This is a genomic window from Bacillus sp. ISL-18 (genome assembly GCF_018613415.1).
Taxonomy (GTDB): domain Bacteria; phylum Bacillota; class Bacilli; order Bacillales; family Cytobacillaceae; genus Neobacillus.
The window spans coordinates 347573-365560 of the sequence record NZ_JAGGQG010000010.1 but is presented as its reverse complement, the minus strand read 5'-3'; the positions used below and the strand labels follow the sequence as shown (position 1 = coordinate 365560).

General features: G+C 41.0%; 15 protein-coding genes. 10 read left to right on the top strand and 5 right to left on the bottom strand.

Annotated features, from left to right (window positions below):
• Positions 1-96 precede the first annotated feature (96 nt).
• Together J7E81_RS14870 and J7E81_RS14865 are read left to right on the top strand one after the other, a co-directional pair.
• Entirely contained in the window at positions 97-1080 is a 984-nt protein-coding gene (locus J7E81_RS14870; RefSeq protein WP_251028653.1) for an aromatic acid exporter family protein, read from the top strand.
• A gap of 50 nt (positions 1081-1130) precedes the next feature.
• Positions 1131-1616 (top strand): L,D-transpeptidase, encoded by a 486-nt coding sequence (locus J7E81_RS14865; RefSeq protein WP_215044379.1) that lies wholly within the window; start codon positions 1131-1133, stop codon positions 1614-1616.
• A 224-nt stretch (positions 1617-1840) separates the two neighbouring features.
• On the opposite strand, the gene prli42 is transcribed toward J7E81_RS14865, so the two are convergent.
• Positions 1841-1939 carry a stressosome-associated protein Prli42 gene (gene prli42 / locus J7E81_RS14860; protein ID WP_205176447.1) on the bottom strand — a complete coding sequence of 33 codons (99 nt, stop codon included), beginning with the start codon at positions 1937-1939 and terminating at the stop codon, positions 1841-1843.
• 164 nt (positions 1940-2103) lie between these two features.
• Here prli42 and mce point away from each other — a divergent pair, with 164 nt between their 5' ends.
• The 4 genes from mce to J7E81_RS14840 all read left to right on the top strand — a co-directional run bounded on the left by mce (position 2104) and on the right by J7E81_RS14840 (position 6678).
• The gene (gene mce / locus J7E81_RS14855) at positions 2104-2523 is read left to right on the top strand and encodes a methylmalonyl-CoA epimerase (RefSeq protein WP_215043333.1); all 420 of its coding nucleotides are present in this window, start codon (positions 2104-2106) and stop codon (positions 2521-2523) included.
• Positions 2520-4070 (top strand): acyl-CoA carboxylase subunit beta, encoded by a 1551-nt coding sequence (locus tag J7E81_RS14850; RefSeq protein WP_215043331.1) that lies wholly within the window; start codon positions 2520-2522, stop codon positions 4068-4070. The genes mce and J7E81_RS14850 overlap by 4 nt, the downstream gene beginning before the upstream one ends.
• Before the next feature lie 126 nt (positions 4071-4196).
• Positions 4197-5318 (top strand): tripeptidase T, encoded by a 1122-nt coding sequence (locus J7E81_RS14845; protein ID WP_215043329.1) that lies wholly within the window; start codon positions 4197-4199, stop codon positions 5316-5318.
• Between the two features lie 82 nt (positions 5319-5400).
• Positions 5401-6678, top strand: a complete 1278-nt coding sequence (locus J7E81_RS14840) for a DNA polymerase IV (protein WP_215043327.1) — start codon at positions 5401-5403, stop codon at positions 6676-6678.
• Between the two features lie 74 nt (positions 6679-6752).
• Here the strand turns inward: J7E81_RS14840 and zwf are convergent, their stop codons facing one another.
• A complete protein-coding gene (gene zwf / locus J7E81_RS14835) occupies positions 6753-8219 on the bottom strand; it encodes a glucose-6-phosphate dehydrogenase (RefSeq protein ID WP_251028693.1) in 1467 nt (488 codons plus the stop codon).
• A 235-nt stretch (positions 8220-8454) separates the two neighbouring features.
• Between zwf and rnz the strand changes: the two genes are divergently transcribed.
• A complete protein-coding gene (gene rnz / locus J7E81_RS14830; RefSeq protein ID WP_215043325.1) occupies positions 8455-9378 on the top strand; it encodes a ribonuclease Z in 924 nt (307 codons plus the stop codon).
• 42 nt (positions 9379-9420) lie between these two features.
• Here rnz and namA read toward each other — a convergent pair whose 3' ends face one another.
• The 3 genes from namA to proC form a co-directional block, all read right to left on the bottom strand.
• Positions 9421-10443: an NADPH dehydrogenase NamA gene (gene namA, locus J7E81_RS14825; protein ID WP_215043324.1), complete on the bottom strand. Its 1023-nt coding sequence runs from the start codon at positions 10441-10443 to the stop codon at positions 9421-9423.
• Positions 10444-10517: 74 nt separating this feature from the next.
• Positions 10518-11666: a glycosyltransferase family 2 protein gene (locus tag J7E81_RS14820; protein WP_251028652.1), complete on the bottom strand. Its 1149-nt coding sequence runs from the start codon at positions 11664-11666 to the stop codon at positions 10518-10520.
• An 84-nt stretch (positions 11667-11750) separates the two neighbouring features.
• Positions 11751-12593 (bottom strand): pyrroline-5-carboxylate reductase, encoded by an 843-nt coding sequence (proC, locus tag J7E81_RS14815; RefSeq protein WP_215043322.1) that lies wholly within the window; start codon positions 12591-12593, stop codon positions 11751-11753.
• Positions 12594-12787: 194 nt separating this feature from the next.
• Here proC and J7E81_RS14810 point away from each other — a divergent pair, with 194 nt between their 5' ends.
• From J7E81_RS14810 to J7E81_RS14800, 3 genes are all read left to right on the top strand, one after another.
• The gene (locus J7E81_RS14810; RefSeq protein ID WP_215043320.1) at positions 12788-13750 is read left to right on the top strand and encodes an MBL fold metallo-hydrolase; all 963 of its coding nucleotides are present in this window, start codon (positions 12788-12790) and stop codon (positions 13748-13750) included.
• 34 nt (positions 13751-13784) lie between these two features.
• Entirely contained in the window at positions 13785-14582 is a 798-nt protein-coding gene (locus J7E81_RS14805) for an SDR family NAD(P)-dependent oxidoreductase (protein ID WP_215043319.1), read from the top strand.
• Between the two features lie 119 nt (positions 14583-14701).
• Positions 14702-17884, top strand: coding sequence for a DEAD/DEAH box helicase (locus tag J7E81_RS14800; RefSeq protein ID WP_215043317.1), 3183 nt, complete (start codon positions 14702-14704; stop codon positions 17882-17884).
• The last annotated feature ends 104 nt before the right edge of the window (positions 17885-17988 follow it).

The window sequence follows — 17988 nt, the reverse complement described above, 5'->3', positions numbered from 1 at the left end:
TCTTACTTCCATCATAGTTTTTCTTGGAAAAAATGTCTAAATAGGGATATGCTAAAGATGATCTAAATGATCATCTTTTTTTGTGGGGTGATATTTTTGAAATTTTCGATTGGATATCGGACAATTAAAACAGCTGTAGGTACGGCTGTTTCCATTTTAATTGCACAGCAGTTAGGACTGCATAATTTTACCTCAGCAGGTATATTAACGATTTTATGTGTTCAAGTCACAAAAAGGAGATCACTTCGAACTGCTTGGGACCGATTTTTAGCCTGTGTTTTAGCCATGCCTTTTTCAGCAGTCTTTTTCGAAGGAATTGCTTATCATTCCATTGTTATTGGACTAATGCTGCTATTCTTTATCCCTACTATTGTAATGCTAAAAGCAAAAGATGGCGTTGTAACAAGCAGTGTTATTATTTTACATATTTACATGGCACATCACATTTCATGGTCAATTTTTTTAAATGAACTTGGGGTAATAACGGTCGGTATAGGTGTCGCGTTACTTATTAACCTGTATATGCCTAGTGTGGATAAAAAACTAAAAGACTTTCAAGTGAAGATTGAGGAAAATCTTAAAATCATTTTTTGCGAAATGGTTAGGTTTTTAAGAACTGGGGAGAGCAGCTGGGACGGAAAAGAAATTACTGAAAGTGCCGAGCTGCTGGATGAGGCAAAAATGCTTGCGTATAGAGATTTTGAAAACCGTCTTTGGCGTGAAGAAAACGCGTACTTTGAATATTTTAAAATCAGAGAAAAACAATTTGAAATAATTGAACGCGTTTTACCAATGGTCACATCACTTAGTAGTACCGTGAAACAAGGAAATATGGTGGCTGATTTTCTTGAGGAACTTTCAGAGAATATCCATCCGGGGAACACAGCTTATATTTATATAGATAAATTAAAAGAAATGAAAAAAGAATTCGAAGATATGGAACTTCCTAAAACAAGACAGGAATTTGAAGTCAGGGCAGCATTGCTGCAATTAGTTAATGAAATGAACGAGTATCTTATTATCAAAAGTTCCCTTTATGTTAAAAAAATGAATGAAACCATGAGGGTCGAGGCAAATTAAGGGGAAAAAGGCAGGTGGTTAGATTGCTTAAACTATTATCGCCTCTTCTCATGACTTTTTTTCTCTCACCCCTTTGGCCATTAGGAGCTAACCCTATGGTTGGCGATCCCTTCGTTATCGTCAATAAAACAAACAATGAACTAGCGCTTATCAATGATAACAAAGTGCAAACAATCGTCAGTGTAGGTACCGGCAAAACTCAAGGATTAACTCCTGAAGGCCTTTTTACCATTACGGTAAAGGCAAAGAATCCATATTACCGCAAGAAGAATATTCCTGGAGGCTCGCCCAAAAATCCACTTGGAGCTAGATGGATTGGTTTTGATGCCAAAGGAACTGACGGCCGAATCTACGGTATTCATGGAACGAATCAACCAGCTTCCATTGGAAAGTATGTATCACATGGTTGTATCCGCACCCAGAACGAGGTCGTATCCTCGCTTTTTCCATTAATCCCGCTTGGAACAAAAATATTGGTTACCTCCTCAAATAAATCCTTTGAAATTTTAGCAAAAGAAAACGGAGCAATAAAATAAGAAAAGCGCAAGCGCCCTGGTCAGCGGCGTATGGCCTGGAGCGCTCCAACTGAGATAAAGGAAACACGAAGAGCGGTAGCGATTCGATGTTGACTTATCGTAGGGCGGAGCGCGAAGGACACTAGCCGCTAGGGCGCTGGAGCTGGACAAATTTCAAAGTCAATTTTACTTTCTTAATCTTTAAGATAAGGGACTGTTCAAATATGAACAGTCCCTTCGTATTTTTAAGATAAGAATCTTGCAATACCTAATAGGAGGGTTGAGGCCAACATGGCAAAAAGCATGAGATAGACAATAATTTTTCGTGTTTTCTTTTTAGACAATTTTAAGTACCTCCCTCTAACTTCTATGAGCTTTATCCCTATTTTACTAGGAAAAGCCTAAATGGACAACGGAACAACTAAGCATTTTAGGAAGGATTTATGAACTTTTTAACGAATATGGTAACTGTCAGATTTATTTTAATTTTGGAACAGAGGGGAAAAACATGATTAAAAAAATCGACCATATTGGAATTGCTGTAAAGTCGTTGGAGAATACGCTGCCATTTTATACGGATGTGTTAGGGCTGCCTTTGTTAGGAATCGAAGTAGTTGATACCCAAAAGGTTAAAGTGGCTTTTCTTAATGCAGGTGAAACCAAACTGGAGCTTCTTGAGCCAACCTCAGAGGAAAGCCCGATTGCAGGTTTTATTGCGAAACGCGGAGAGGGGATTCACCATGTGGCTCTCGGTGTGACTTCGATTGAAGAAAGAATAGCTAATATGAGGGAGCAGGGAATTCGGATGATCGATGACCATCCGAGGTTAGGGGCAGGCGGGGCACAAATCGCCTTCATGCATCCGAAATCCGCAGCGGGTGTTCTAGTTGAGCTTTGTGAGAAAAAAGGGGATGAAGGGGTAAAATGATTGATATTTATGAAAAAATCAATGAACTGTATGATAAGCGCAGGGAAGTAGAGCTTGGCGGCGGAGATGAACGAATTGATAAGCAGCATCAAAAAGGGAAATTAACAGCGCGCGAGAGAATTGACCTGTTGGTAGACAGGGGCAGTTTTATAGAATTAAATCCATTTATTGAACACCGTACCAACGACTTTGGCTTGGATGAACAAAAAGGACCTGGTGATGGGGTTGTAACAGGTTTTGGAAAAGTGAATGGCAGACCGATCTATTTATTCTCACAGGACTTCACTGTTTTTGGCGGTGCATTAGGGGAAATGCATGCGAAAAAAATTGCAGCGGTAATGGACTTAGCAGCCAAAAACGGCACCCCTTTTGTCGGTCTTAATGACTCTGGCGGGGCACGTATACAAGAAGGTGTGGTTTCACTTGATGGGTATGGACATATCTTTTATCGGAATGCCATATATTCCGGAGTCATTCCGCAAATCTCAGTCATCATGGGGCCGTGCGCTGGTGGTGCCGTTTATTCACCAGCGATTACCGATTTTGTTTTTATGGTTGAAAATACGAGTCAGATGTTTATAACTGGTCCAAAAGTAATTGAAACCGTAACGGGAGAAAAGATCTCTCCCGAGGATCTTGGCGGCGCAAATGTTCATAATTCCATCAGTGGAAACGCCCATTTTCAAGCTGGGACTGAAGCTGAGGTCTTGGAAAATGTCCGCAGACTTTTGAGTTATCTTCCACAAAATAATCGAGAAAAGCCACCCGTATTAGATGTGGAGGAGGAGAACGATTATCGTCCTGATTTATTGGATGTTGTCCCGTTTGATGCAGTTCGCCCTTATGATGTTAGAAAGGTAATCGAACAAGTAGTCGATGACAGCTCCTTTATGGAGATTCATCAAAACTTTGCAAAAAATATTGTCGTTGGTTTTGCACGAATCAAAGGCGAAACAGTCGGACTTGTCTGTAATCAGCCAAAAGTAATGGCGGGGGGCCTGGATATTGATTCATCTGATAAAGCAGCCAGATTTATCAGGACATGTGATTCTTTTAATATCCCAATTATTACGTTTGAAGATGTAACCGGTTTCTTTCCTGGGGTTAAACAGGAACATGGTGGAATTATTCGCCATGGGGCGAAAATTTTATTCGCTTATTCTGAAGCCACTGTGCCTAAATTGACGGTTATTTTAAGAAAAGCTTATGGTGGTGCATATGTGGCATTAAATAGTAAGTCGATCGGTGCAGATTTAGTATTTGCTTGGCCAAATGCGGAAATCGCCGTAATGGGTCCACAAGGAGCAGCCAACATTATTTTTGCAAAGGAAATCAACAGTAGTAAAAACCCGGAGCTTACTAGACAGCAAAAAATTGAAGAATACCGTGAGAAATTTGCTAACCCGTATGTGGCCGCAAGCAGAGGCATGGTCGATGATGTTATTGATCCACGTGATACTAGGATAAAAATTATTCAAGCACTGGATATGCTAAAATCAAAACAAGAGTCACGGCCGTCCAAAAAACATGGAAATATCCCTCTCTAATTTACCACGTAGCTCTTTCATTTGATGATATAACAAATAAAGAGGTATACTGAAATAGAAAAGCAGAAGCACCTTGGCTAGTGCTTACGGCTGGATATTAGAGTGTACATAATTGGAGGGTCATAAATGGTTAATCAGGAACGTCTTTTGAATGAATTTTTAGAACTTGTCCAAATTGATTCAGAAACTAAGTTTGAGACAGAGATTGCGAAGGTGTTAAAACAAAAATTTACCGAATTAGGTCTCGAAGTTTTTGAAGATGATACAACGGCTATAACGGGACATGGAGCAGGTAACTTAATTTGTACATTGCCTGCTGTAAAAGAAGGAGTAGATCCTCTTTATTTCTCCTGTCATATGGATACTGTAACCCCTGCTAAGGGTGTTAAACCTTCCATAAAGGACGGCTATGTTGTAACAGATGGTACGACGATTCTTGGTGCTGATGATAAAACAGGTATAGCCGTGATGCTGGAGACCATTCGTCTGCTTAAAGAACAAAACCTTCCACATGGATTAATTCAATTTGTCATCTCTGTCGGTGAAGAGTCTGGTTTACATGGTGCCAAAGCAATTGATCCATCATTGATAAAAGCAAAATATGGCTATGCCCTTGATAGTGATGGCTTAGTGGGTAACGTGATTGTTGCCGCACCAACACAAGCAAAGGTAAAAGCAATCATCTATGGCAAAACAGCCCATGCTGGTGTCGCACCTGAAAAAGGAGTATCTGCGATTACCATTGCTGCCAAATCGATTGCGAAAATGCCATTAGGCAGAATTGATCATGAAACGACAGCCAATATTGGCCGTTTTGAAGGCGGACAAGCTACTAATATTGTTGCCGACCGTGTTGATATCTTAGCGGAAGCTCGGTCACTCATTCCGGAAAAAATGCAGGCCCAAGTTAACAAAATGAAGGAAGCATTTGAAACGGTTGCCGAACAAATGGGCGGCAGGGCAGAAGTGGAAGTGGAAGTTATGTATCCTGGGTTCAAATTTGGCGAAGGCGACCAAGTTGTGGAAATTGCCCGCAAGGCAGCCTCAAAGATTGGCCGCAGCTGTGAGCTTCAGCATAGCGGCGGGGGCAGTGATGCCAATGTATTTAATGGTTTCAATATTCCGACTGTAAACTTAGCTGTAGGATATGAAGAAATTCATACCACAAACGAGCGTATGCCGGTTGCAGAATTGTATAAGCTTGCTGAGATGACCCTTGCCATTATCGATGAAGTAACCAATCAATAACCAACTTAGCGGAAGGAGCGCCAAATGGCCTCCTTTTTTGTTATACTAAAAGTAGAACAAATGTTTTAAGGGTGTGTTCGTTATGAAGGAAATGTATCCGAAAAATGGACGAGTGATTTTACATGTAGACATGAATTGTTTTTACGCTTCTGTTGAAATGGCTTATGCCCCTGAACTGAAGGGAAAACCGCTTGCCATTGCGGGAAATGTTGAGGAGCGACGGGGAATTATTGTGACCTGCAGCTATGAAGCAAGAAAATTTGGTGTAAAAACGACCATGCCGCTTTGGGAAGCGAAAAAACTTTGTCCGCAGCTAGTGGTGATGAAACCGAATTTCGAACGATACCGGGCTGCATCGACTGCCATGTTTGAAATACTTAGACAATATACCGAGCTAGTCGAACCTGTTTCGATTGATGAAGGATATATGGATATTACCGAGAGCTTTTCCCTCGGGAGTCCAATCGAGATTGCTGAAAGTATCCAAAACAGACTCCTAAATCAACTGGATTTACCCTGCAGTATTGGGATCGCCCCGAATAAATTTTTAGCAAAAACGGCTTCTGATATGAAAAAGCCTCTGGGAATAACCATCCTGCGGAAACGCGATATTCCTACCATCCTGTGGCCCTTGAATACAAATGAAATGCATGGGGTTGGGAAAAAGACTGCTGAGAAATTACAATCAATTGGAATTCAAACGATTGGGGACTTAGCTAAAGGAAATGAAATCCAATTAAAGTCACTTCTCGGAATCAATGGGATGCGCATTAAAGATAGAGCAAACGGTATTGACTCTCGGCCTGTAGACCCTGAATCTGTATCGGAATTTAAAAGTATCGGAAATTCAACTACTCTCCCAAGAGATATTAGCAATCAACAAGAACTGTTCCAGGTGCTCGATGGTTTGGCCGAAACCGTGTCGACCAGAATAAAGCGTAAAACAGTTATGACAACTGCTTTGGCCATTACGATCCGTTATAAAGATCGGAAGACCATTACCAAAAGTATGAAACTGCTGAACCCGATTAATCATAAAGACGATATTTCGTTATTTGCGAAACAGCTTTTTTTAAGGGCATGGAATGGCGACCCTGTTCGTTTATTAGGGATAACTGGGAATGATCTAGTAGAACAGGACCATGCTTTTAAACAGCTGGATTTATTTTCGTTCGAAAAAGATGCTAAAAAAGAGCCGCTCTTAAAAACCCTTTCCAGCCTCCGTGAAAAGTATGGAAAAAATATTATTGAAACCGCAGGCTCCCATAATGATGTACAAGCTGAAAATGTTGGAACTGGGACAAGCTTTAATAAAGATTTTTTACGTTCGTTTCCCGATAAAAACAAGGATGAACACTAAAAAGCTCCGCTTTGTTAAACAAAGGGAGCTTTTTAGTTTCCTGTCAACAAGTAAAAAAGGCAGTTCCGCTTTTCTTACTTACAAATATCAACCTCTAAATCAGCCATAGGCCACCAGAAGAAGCCGTCTTTTTCGAGAAGTTCATCTGCTGCCTTAGGACCCATTGTTCCGGATTCATAATTAGGAAATGCTGCTTTCGTTTTTTCCCATACAGCTGAAATCTTATCTACAAAAGCCCAAGAGTACGCTACTTCATCCCAATGTGTGAAATTGGTAGCATCCCCTCTCATACAATCGTATAAGAGTTTCTCATACCCTTCAGGAGTATTCATGGCATGAATGCCTGTATTGGCAAAGCTTAATTTTACTTCTTGAGCATCAAGGTGTCCGCCTGCTTTTTTAGCGTTTAGATGCAGTGTTATTCCTTCTTCAGGCTGAATATGGATGACAAGCAAGTTGGGATTTAACATTTTTTCTGTTTGATAATACAAATTCATCGGAATGTCTTTAAATTGAACGACGATTTTGGTTGATTTAGTGGCCATTCTTTTACCGGTACGAATATAAAAAGGCACACCCGCCCAACGGAAATTATCAATCATAATCTTTCCAGCTACAAAGGTTTCCGTATTGGATTCTTTATCAACCATTGCTTCATCACGGTATTTAGGAACATTAACATCCTCAACCATTCCTTCACCATACTGTCCGCGGACAAAATATTGATCTACTTCATCACCTTCGACAGTTCTAAGGGACCTAAACACTCTAACCTTTTCAGATCTTACTTCGTCGGTAGTCAGACTAATTGGCGGCTCCATCGCAAGCAAGGCTACCATTTGCATCATATGATTTTGCAGCATATCCCGAAGAGCACCGCTTGTTTCATAGTAACGGCCGCGCTCTTCAACCCCAAGTGTTTCACTTGATGTAATTTGTATATTAGAAATATATCGGTTATTCCAAAGAGGTTCAAAAATGGCATTGGCAAAACGAATGACCTCGATGTTTCGAACCATTTCCTTTCCTAAATAGTGATCAATCCGGTATACCTCTTTTTCTGAAAAGGCACTTCTAATCTGTTGGTTTAACTCCTTAGCCGATTCTAAGTCGTGACCAAATGGTTTCTCAATGACAAGCCGTTTATATCCTTTAACATCGGTAAGGCCATCGGATTTTAAATGCAGGGCAATCGGACCAAAAAATTCCGGAGCCATTGCCAAGTAAAAGATTCGATTTCCCTCCAGATCATAATCTGCATCAATTTGATCAGCAAAATTTCTTAATGATACATAAGAACTGGAATCCGCTACATCATGTGATTGATAATAGAAATGGGAAACAAATTGATCAAGATCTTCTTTGTTTCCTAAAGATGAAATCACGGATTCCTTTACAGATGCTTGAAAATCATCATTAGAAAGGGATCTTCTTGCAACTCCAATCACGGCAAACTTGTCTAGTTTATTTCGTGAAAATAAGCGGTAAAGAGAGGGGAATAATTTTCGTTTAGCCAAATCTCCAGTTGCTCCAAATATCATTATTAACGAAGTCATGTTTTGCTCCACGTTATGTAACCTCTTTTCTAATAGCCTTGTTATGTATTTTTTGCTTTTATTTAATTTATATGTTTTCTTTAGGTTTCGCAAATATATTGAATTGCATGTAACAAAAAATTTTGATTTAGTTGTAGAATTTGAGCAGTAGTGAGCATAAAAAATAAGTTTGTGATATAGTTATTCATAAGCAAAAACGGAGAAGAGAGGAGCCTTCTATTTGGATCTATTTTTCTTAGGAACAGGCGCCGGGATGCCGGCAAAACTACGAAATGTTACGTCCATTGCCCTCAAATTACTTGAAGAGCGAGGGGCGGTATGGCTTTTTGACGCAGGCGAAGCAACGCAGCATCAAATATTACATACATCCATCAAACCACGGCGGATTGAAAAGATATTTATTACCCACCTCCATGGTGATCATATCTACGGGCTGCCTGGGCTGTTATCAAGCCGCTCCTTTCAAGGTGGAGAAACAGGCGTTACCGTCTACGGACCAAAGGGCATTAAAGAATATCTTCAGGTTAGTCTTTCGTTAAGTCAAACGTATTTAAAATACCCGTTAACGGTAACGGAAATTTCCGAAGGTATTATTTTTGAAGATGAGCAATTTAAAGTGGAGGCACGGCGGTTAGACCATGGGATTCCTTCCTACGGCTACAGGATTGTCGAGAGAGACAGACCGGGTACCCTTCTTGCCGACAAACTGAAGGAAGCAGGGGTACAGCCAGGACCTATTTTTAGAAAAATAAAAAATGGTGAAATCGTCACACTCGAAGACGGCAGGGTGATTGAACCGGACAAGTTTCTTGGTCCTTCCCAAAAGGGACGGATTGTCACCATACTTGGAGACACCCGATATTGTGAAAATTCACGGTGGCTAGCTCAGGATGCGGATTTCTTAGTACATGAAGCCACCTTTGCAAAAGGCGAGGAGCAGCTTGCCTTTGATTACTTTCATTCGACCACAAGGCAGGCAGCAGAGATTGCTAAACAAGCTTCCTGTCAACAATTGTGCCTCACCCATATAAGTTCCCGCTATGATCGGCAGGCATGGCTTGAACTTGTTGGCGAAGCACAAGAAATTTTTCCGCAAACGGTTATTGCTGAGGATTTTAAAGAATTCAACATTCCACTTAGGTAATAAAAGCACTTACCATCGGTGTTTGGTAAGTGCTTTTTGCTTTTAATCGTTCCAGCCGCGTTCATATTGTTTGGGTGTTTCAATGTTGACACCCAACTCCTTTGCAGCAGTCCGGGGCCAATAGGGGTCACGCAATAATTCGCGGGCTAATAAGACCAAATCGGCCCGATCATTTTGTAATATTTCTTCTGCTTGTATCGCAGAGGTAATTAAGCCGACTGCACCTGTAGCCACATTTGCACCATTCTTAATCGTTTCTGAATATTTTACTTGATATCCAGGAAAGACGTTGATTTGTGCCGGTACAACAGCACCTGAACTAACATCAAGTAAATCTACATTCTGCTCTTTCATCCACTTTGCAATAGTTATATAATCTTGGGGTGTTAATCCTTCTTCGTGATAATCATGGGCGGATACTCTTACAAATAATGGTCCATTCCAGACTTCTTTAACGGCATCAATAACTTCTCGAAGAAGACGGTAGCGATTTTCAGCCGTTCCACCATATTCATCGTCTCTTTTATTTGAGAGCGGTGAAAGAAATTGATTTAGTAAATAGCCGTGGGCACCGTGCAGTTCAATGACGTCAAACCCAGCCTTAGCTGCCCGTTCAGCTCCCTTTTTAAAGGCCTCGACAGTTTCTTTGATCTCCGTTATAGTCATTTCTTTAGGGGTCTTGGACTTATCGTTAAAAGCGATTGCAGAAGGAGCGAGAATTTCGCCGCCTATGACCGCTTTTCTGCCGGCATGGGCAAGTTGAATTCCTGTCTTAGAGCCATGTTCTTTCATAAGACCGACTAGCTCTTGTAAGCCTTCCACATGTTCATCACTCCATATGCCTAAATCCTGGGGAGAAATCCGGCCTTGTGGTGTTACTGCTGTTGCTTCTACAATAATCAGACCAACCTGGCCCACTGCTCTGGTCGTATAATGAGTGCGATGCCAGTTTTGTACATAGCCATCTTCAGTATAACTGGAATACATGCACATTGGTGACATGACGATTCTATTTTTAAATGTGACACCCTTAATTGTATAAGGGGAAAATAATTTTACTACCATAATAATGACCTCCAGTCCAATTGCTACTACTTTTTAGTATAGCAATGCACTGGGAATTTTGTAAAATCCTGCTCTTAATCCTTTTCTCTCAGCTCACTTAACTTATAAGTTGTCCCACGCCAGACGATGCCTCCACGTTTAAATGTAAGAAAACTTGCTCGGATAATCGAATAAATAAAGAGTAAAGCAGTGATTGGTAGAACTAGAAACAAGGCTGGGGAAAAAACAGTCATTTTCTTGATGACAATAAAATAAAGAATGCCACTGGTAACAATGTTCCCCAGACTTAGCAGGACAATGGTTTTATTTTCTGCAAAGATCGTAAAAAAGGGAAGAACATTTGTCATAAATACCCCGAAAATAGAAAAAAACACCATGCTAATTCGATAATTTAAACCAGCAAACGTGTTTTTTTCCAAGCCGACAAATGCTTCTTTAAGACTTCCATACCATTCCACTTCCATCAGCCGTAATGCCGAAACAATTCTTTGGCGGTATCCTGCTCTTTTCATTTTAATCCCCAGCTGCAGGTCATCATCGGGCCTCATTTTTAATTTTTTATGTGTTCCGAATGCTTCATATGCCCTTTTGGATACTAAGTTGAAGGCACCAATCCCTGTTCCAATTTTAGATTTAGGATTATTGGCCATCCAAGGCCGTTTAAAATAGGAAAATCCGAATAAAAAAAAGGCAACAAATGATTTAAGCCAGAAATGGTTGGCACTTAAATTGGGTGCTGCTGTTAGATGGTCTAGTTGATGCTTCTCAAAATAATGCAATGCTTTTGCAAATGCCTCGGCTCCATATCGTACATCGGCATCTGTAAACAAAATCCATTCGCCGGAAGCCTGGAGTGTACCGTTATATAAGGCGTGGTTTTTGCCAAGCCAGCCAGGAGGCAATTCCTTAATATGTAGGACCCTGATTCGGGAGTCTTCTCTTGCTAATCTGTCCATGATGGATCCAGTGGCATCTGTAGAGCGGTCATTAACGAGAATCCACTCAACATTTTTATAGGTTTGCTTTAACTGACTTAGGATACTCTCTTCGATTTGTTTTTCTTCATTTCTTGCTGCTACGATAACAGAGAGCAGCGGCCCGGAATCCAGAACATCTTCCAATTCCAAAGAATCGAAGTTTCGAAATCCGAGCACTGCATCTAGTAGAAAAACAATCCAAACGAGAATCCCGATGGTGAACATAATAATTAAGATGTTTTCCATTTCTCCAGTCCTTTGCTTATTTTCTGAGCAGGCCGAAGTGCTTTTCATTAGTTTAAAAGCTAGGTGAATTATCTATACCCAAATTTATAGGTGTTTGCTTACCGTTAGTTTTGAACTTAAGCTTTTACCCATTAATTTTGATTGGGCACTAGCAGCCTTGATACAAGATATAAATGCTTGCTGTACTCCATATTCCTCCAAAACACGGATCCCTGCTTCAGTTGTTCCACCAGGACTAGTTACCTCCCTGCGCAGCTGTTCAGGCGATTTAGAGGAGTTTTTCACCATTTCAGCAGCCCCGATAAGGGTTTGAACAATCAGTTCCTGAGCAATTTGCTTATCAAGGCCAATCTCATCTGCACTATTTTCCATTGCTTCGATAAGATAATAAATGTAGGCTGGACCACTTCCCGACAATCCTGTCACTGCATCAAGCTGTTCCTCCTCAACGAATTTTGCCAAACCAACAGTTTCAAAAAGTAGCTCTATGGTTTTTAATTGCTCCGTTGTTACCCGTTCATTTATGGCGATAGCAGTCGCTGATTTTCCAACTGCTGCCGATGTGTTTGGCATTGACCGGGCTATTGAAAGGGGCTTTCTTGCTAATGTTTCAATTGTGTTGATCGATACACCTGCGAGAACGGAAACAATCAGCATATCGTCTGTTAAATATTCATGAATATGGTTAATCGCGGTATCGGCATCCTTTGGCTTCATCGCAAGCATAACGATATCTGCCCCTTTAAAAAGAGTACTCAACTCATACGTGCTAGAGATGCCATATCGTTTCTCGAGAAGAGCTAATCTTTCTCTATTACCATGATTCGTCACCCAAATGTGTTGTCTATCAATTAATTTATTCTCCAGTATGCCTGAAATGAAAGCTTCAGCCATTGAACCAGCACCTATAATTGCAATCTTTTTCATTGTTACTCCTCCTATTGAAATGAAGTGATTATGCTTGAAGACAGACAGTTTGTCAAGAGAGTAATTATAAGAATTTTTTATTTTTTCCAAAAAGGATTCATTAAACATGACAATAAATAAAAAAATGGCTAAACTTTAAGCTATCAACTAAATTTAAAAATACATTCTTTTAGTAAAGATAAGGGGTTCTTTTAATGACAGAATGGAAAGATGGAATCGCGAAAATGACACTGCCAACGCCGTTTCCCGTGGGCGATGTTAATGTCTATTTGATAAAGGGCGAGCGCTTAACCCTAGTGGATGCCGGAGTAAAAACAGATGAGTGCTGGAGTTCCTTTACAAAACAGCTGGCTGAATTAGATTTAAGCCCACAGGATATTGAGCAAGTTGTTCTTACCCATCATCATCCTGACCATGTTGGGATGCTTGATTTTTTTTCAGATTCGCTAGAGGTATACGGTCATCCTTTTAACGAAAGATGGATCCATCCCACAGAAGAATTTTTTCAATTACAGGAAGAATTTTTTAAAGTAAGTTTTAGGGAGTTTGGTCTGCCCGAAGAATATTTTCCTTTCTTATCTAGGCTTCGAACTCCATTTAAATATTCGTGTAACCGCTCGTTAACAGGGACTTTAGTCGAGGGAATGACCCCTATCGGACTTAGTGACTGGGAGGTAATCGAAACACCGGGCCATGCCCAAAGTCAAATTGCGCTTTTTCGCGAAAAGGATGGAATCCTAATTGCGGGTGATTTGATTTTAGCTCATATTTCACCTAATCCCCTACTAGAGCCTCCCATACCTGGGGAAACGGAAAGGCCGAAACCGCAGCTGCAGCATAATGATTCTATGGAAAAACTATTATCATACCCGATTCAATGTGTCTATACGGGGCATGGGGAAGAGGTCACTCATTTAGCTGAGCTGATTGAAAAAAGACTTACCCGGCAGAATGAACGTGCAATGACTGTGTATAGCTGGCTAAAGGAAGAACCGCTCACGGCATTTGAAATCTGTAAACGTCTTTTTCCAACGGTCTATCAGCGTGAATTGTTGTTAACCATATCGGAAAGTGTAGCCCAGCTTGACTATTTATCATCTATCGGGGAAATTATTAGTAGTACTAATACGCCTGTTTTCTATCAAGCAAGGGTTTAGGTAGTTAGGGCTATAACTCTGATGGGGTGTTAAAATGGTGAGGGAACGATTGAAAGGTAAAAATATTGTTATTACAGGTGCTTCCGGCGGAATTGGTGCAGAAATTGCCAAGCTTTGTGCGGAGAGCGGTGCTAATCTAGTCCTGTTGGCACGGAGTATTGATAAACTCGATCAGCTGCAAATAAACTTAAAGGAGCACCATCACATACGAGTTGATGTGTTCCAGCTTGATGTATCAGATACAGACCAAGTTAAAGAGGTTTTTGAACAAATCTTTGAACAAATAGGCCACATTGATATTCTCGTTAATAATGCGGGATTTGGGGTATTTCGTGAGGCCCATGAAGCCACGATGGACGAAATAAAAGGGATGTTTAACGTTAATGTCATTGGCCTGATGGCATGCACCAGCATGGTCCTGCCAAAGATGCGGGAGCGCGCGGCTGGTCATATTATTAATATTGCCTCTCAGGCAGGCAAGCTCGCGACGCCAAAGTCGAGTGTTTATTCGGCTACAAAGCATGCGGTTCTCGGCTACACGAATGCTCTTAGAATGGAACTTGATGATTATCGTGTCCAAGTGACATCTGTCAACCCAGGACCGATTGCAACTAACTTTTTTAATATTGCTGATGAACAAGGCACTTACGTAAAAAATGTGCAGAAGTTCATGCTTCAGCCTGAGTATGTGGCTCAAAAAGTAGTTGATAGCATGCTGACTAAAACAAGGGAAATTAATCTTCCGCGCTGGATGAATATGGGAAGCGTTGTTTATGTCCTATTTCCTCGGCTGTTTGAGCGAATCGGAAAACGAGTACTTAATTCTAAATAGAGAGTTGGAAAAAGCTGCCTTTTCAAAAGAAGGCAGCTTTTTCATTTCTCTTTTTTAGAAATGGTATAATGGATTAATTCTTAGATAGATAGGACTGTCTTCGGGAAGGAGTCAGGGATTTGAGTATTAAAATAAATCAAAAAATGATTAAAGAATTATGCGGGACTGTCTCCTTTAAAAGAGGTGAGGCATTTTTCCGCTCTAATAAAGTATTATTTGAACAATTTGGACCTGAGCGGTATAAAGCAATCGTCTCCGGTACAGAGAATTTTTACGTGGTGATTGAAAAGGAAAACGATGAGCAGTTTCTTTCCAGATGCAGCTGCCCTAAACTTGTCTCTTTTCAAAAGGATTGTCAGCATATTGCCGCCGTTTTGTTAGCCGTTCATGATTTTCAAACGAAAGGAACAAGTCCGGTCAGTTCAGCCTCAGTTAAACGAGAAGAATTGGCTGCAGGTATGCTGAATATTTTTCAAAGCAAACAAAGAAGACCGAGCGGTCATCAGCTTCATTTTGAAAATAGAGCCGTTCTTAATCTGGAGTTTATGATTAAACCTACTTTGGATAATATGGGATATCCTTCACTTGGAATAGAGCTGTTCATTGAACAGACGAAAGTGCAGCATATCAGGAGCTTCCTTGAAGGAGTCCAATCTGGTCATTCATACCAGCTTTCTAGCCTATTTTTGTATGATCCGAGCCTGCATTGTTTTCAATCAGAGGCCGATGCGGTTATTCAGCATTTCATTCAGCTAATCCATGACGGCGCTGATACTTCCGTGTTTAACAATACAGACCTGCTGCCGATTCCACCGTCTTCTTGGAAGCAGCTGCAAATTTTGTTAACGAGGGCGCCCCTCGTAAAGTTGGAACATGAAGGGTTTACTTTTAGTCCTCTACAAATGACAGAAGAACTGCCGCCCTTACAGTTTGAATTTTTGGAGGCTGAAACCACTGGCTATTGGTTAAAGGTAAAGGGGCTGTCGCGTATGGTTGTCTTGACTGCCTATGGTTCAGTTGTGTCTGCCGGTAAAATTATTAACCTAAACGCTGAGGATTGTCGGCACTTGGAAGAGATTAAACGGATGCTGGATATTTCAGGAACGAACCAAATTTTTATTGACCAACAGCAAATAGCGCCCTTTTTCGAAAAGGTAGTTCCAGGTCTGAGAAGATTAGGTCATGTCCAGTTATCAACTGCCCTTGCTAGAAAGTTTATGAAAACGCCGTTGACAGCAAAACTATACTTAGATCGGGTAAAAAATCGGCTGCTGGCCGGGCTGGAGTTTCATTATGAAAATCTAGTGATTAATCCTTTGGAAGATAACACTGTCTTTGCAGGCGTTCGTATAATCAGGGATAAAGAAAAGGAAGAGCAAATTTTAGAAGCAATGGAAGAAAGCTCTTTTGTTAAAACGGACAGCGGTTATTTTTTACACAATGAAGAACTAGAATATGAATTTCTTTACCATGTTGTCCCAAAGCTGCAAAAGCAGGTACAAATTTATGCAACGACTGCAGTAAGAAATCGAATCTTTAGAGGACCGGCTCCCCCGGCTCTCAGGGTAAGCTTGAAAAAGGAACGAACGAACTGGCTGGAATTTAAATTCGAGCTCGATGGCATTTCTCAGCAGCAAATCAAAGAGGTATTAATGGCATTAGAAGAAAAGCGTAAATATTACCGTCTGCCGAGCGGCAGTCTTCTCTCGTTAGAGACAAGAGAGTTTGAAGAAATTCAGCGTTTCTTAACAGAACTTCCTGTCCAGAGGGCTGAGATTGAAAACATTTTTGAGGTTTCCATCATGGAGGGGCTCTCGCTGTTCGACTCGGTGGATGACAGTAAGGTGCTAAGGCTGGAGGACTCCTTTCAACAGTTTCTTGAAACATTAAGAAATCCCAGCAGTCTAAGCTTTGAGGTGCCGGTAAGTTTGGAGTCTATTCTGCGTGACTATCAAAAACAGGGTTATCGATGGATGAAAACCCTTGCCCATTATGGCTTTGGCGGAATTCTTGCGGATGATATGGGACTTGGGAAAACCTTGCAGAGTATAACGTTTATTTTATCGGAGCTTACCTCTATTCGGGATCGAAAACAGCCGGTTCTTATCGTTTGTCCTTCCTCTTTATCCTATAACTGGTTAAATGAAATAATGAAATTTGCTCCCGAACTACAATCCGTTGTAGTGGATGGTAATCAGCGGGAAAGGGATAAAATTCAGAGAGAGGCTATGGAATTTGATGTGCTTATCACCTCTTATCCACTGCTAAGGCGGGATATTCAGTGGTATGAGAAACAACCCTTTCATACCATCTTTTTTGATGAGGCACAGGCCTTTAAAAACCCCATTACGCAAACTGCAAGGAGTGTAAAAAGGCTTAGGTCCGACTATCGCTTCGCCCTCACCGGCACACCGGTAGAGAATTCGCCCGAAGAATTGTGGTCGATCTTTCATGTTATTTTTCCTGAATTATTTAAGGGATTAAGAGAGTTTAGCCATCTTACTAAGAAAAAGATTGCCCGCAGAGTACGTCCTTTTTTGCTTCGCAGGATGAAGGAGGATGTTGCGTCAGAGCTTCCCGAAAAGGTAGAATCCCTAGAAATGGCAGAGCTTCTGCCAGACCAAAAGAAGCTGTATGCAGCTTATTTGGCGAAATTAAGGGAGGATACGTTGAAGCATCTTGATAAGGAGACGATTCGGAAAAATCGGATAAAAATTCTTGCTGGTCTAACCCGTTTGCGGCAAATTTGCTGTCACCCAGGCTTGTTTGTTGATGGTTATAAAGGGGGGTCTGCAAAATTGGATATGCTGCTAAGAATGGTTGAAGAGTCGAGGATGTCTGGGCGGAGAGTCCTGATTTTTTCACAGTTTACCAAAATGCTTGAGCTAATAGGTAGAAATTTAGCCATGATGGGACTGCCTTTTTTCTACCTGGATGGTCAAACGCCTGCTCAAGAAAGAGTGGAAATGTGCCGTCGTTTTAATGAAGGTGAACGTGACTTTTTCTTGATTTCGTTAAAAGCCGGCGGGACAGGTCTCAATTTGACTGGAGCTGATACGGTCATTCTGTATGATATTTGGTGGAATCCTGCAGTGGAGGACCAAGCAGCGGACCGGGCTCATCGCATTGGTCAAAAAAGTGTAGTCCAGGTGATTAAACTTGTTACTCGCGGGACCATTGAAGAGAAAATCAGTGAGCTTCAGGATAAAAAGCGACACCTGATTGAAGAAATTATTCATTCTTCTGATGATCAGCAAACTTCCCTTTTAACCGAGGAAGATATTCGTGAGATTCTTTCTTAAATTATTAGGCTGTGTTAAAGGTTATTGTTAATTTTTAGTCTGTTGATTGGAGCGGAAGGCGGCGAGAACTCCTCGAAAATGCTATCGCATTTCCTTCGTGCGTG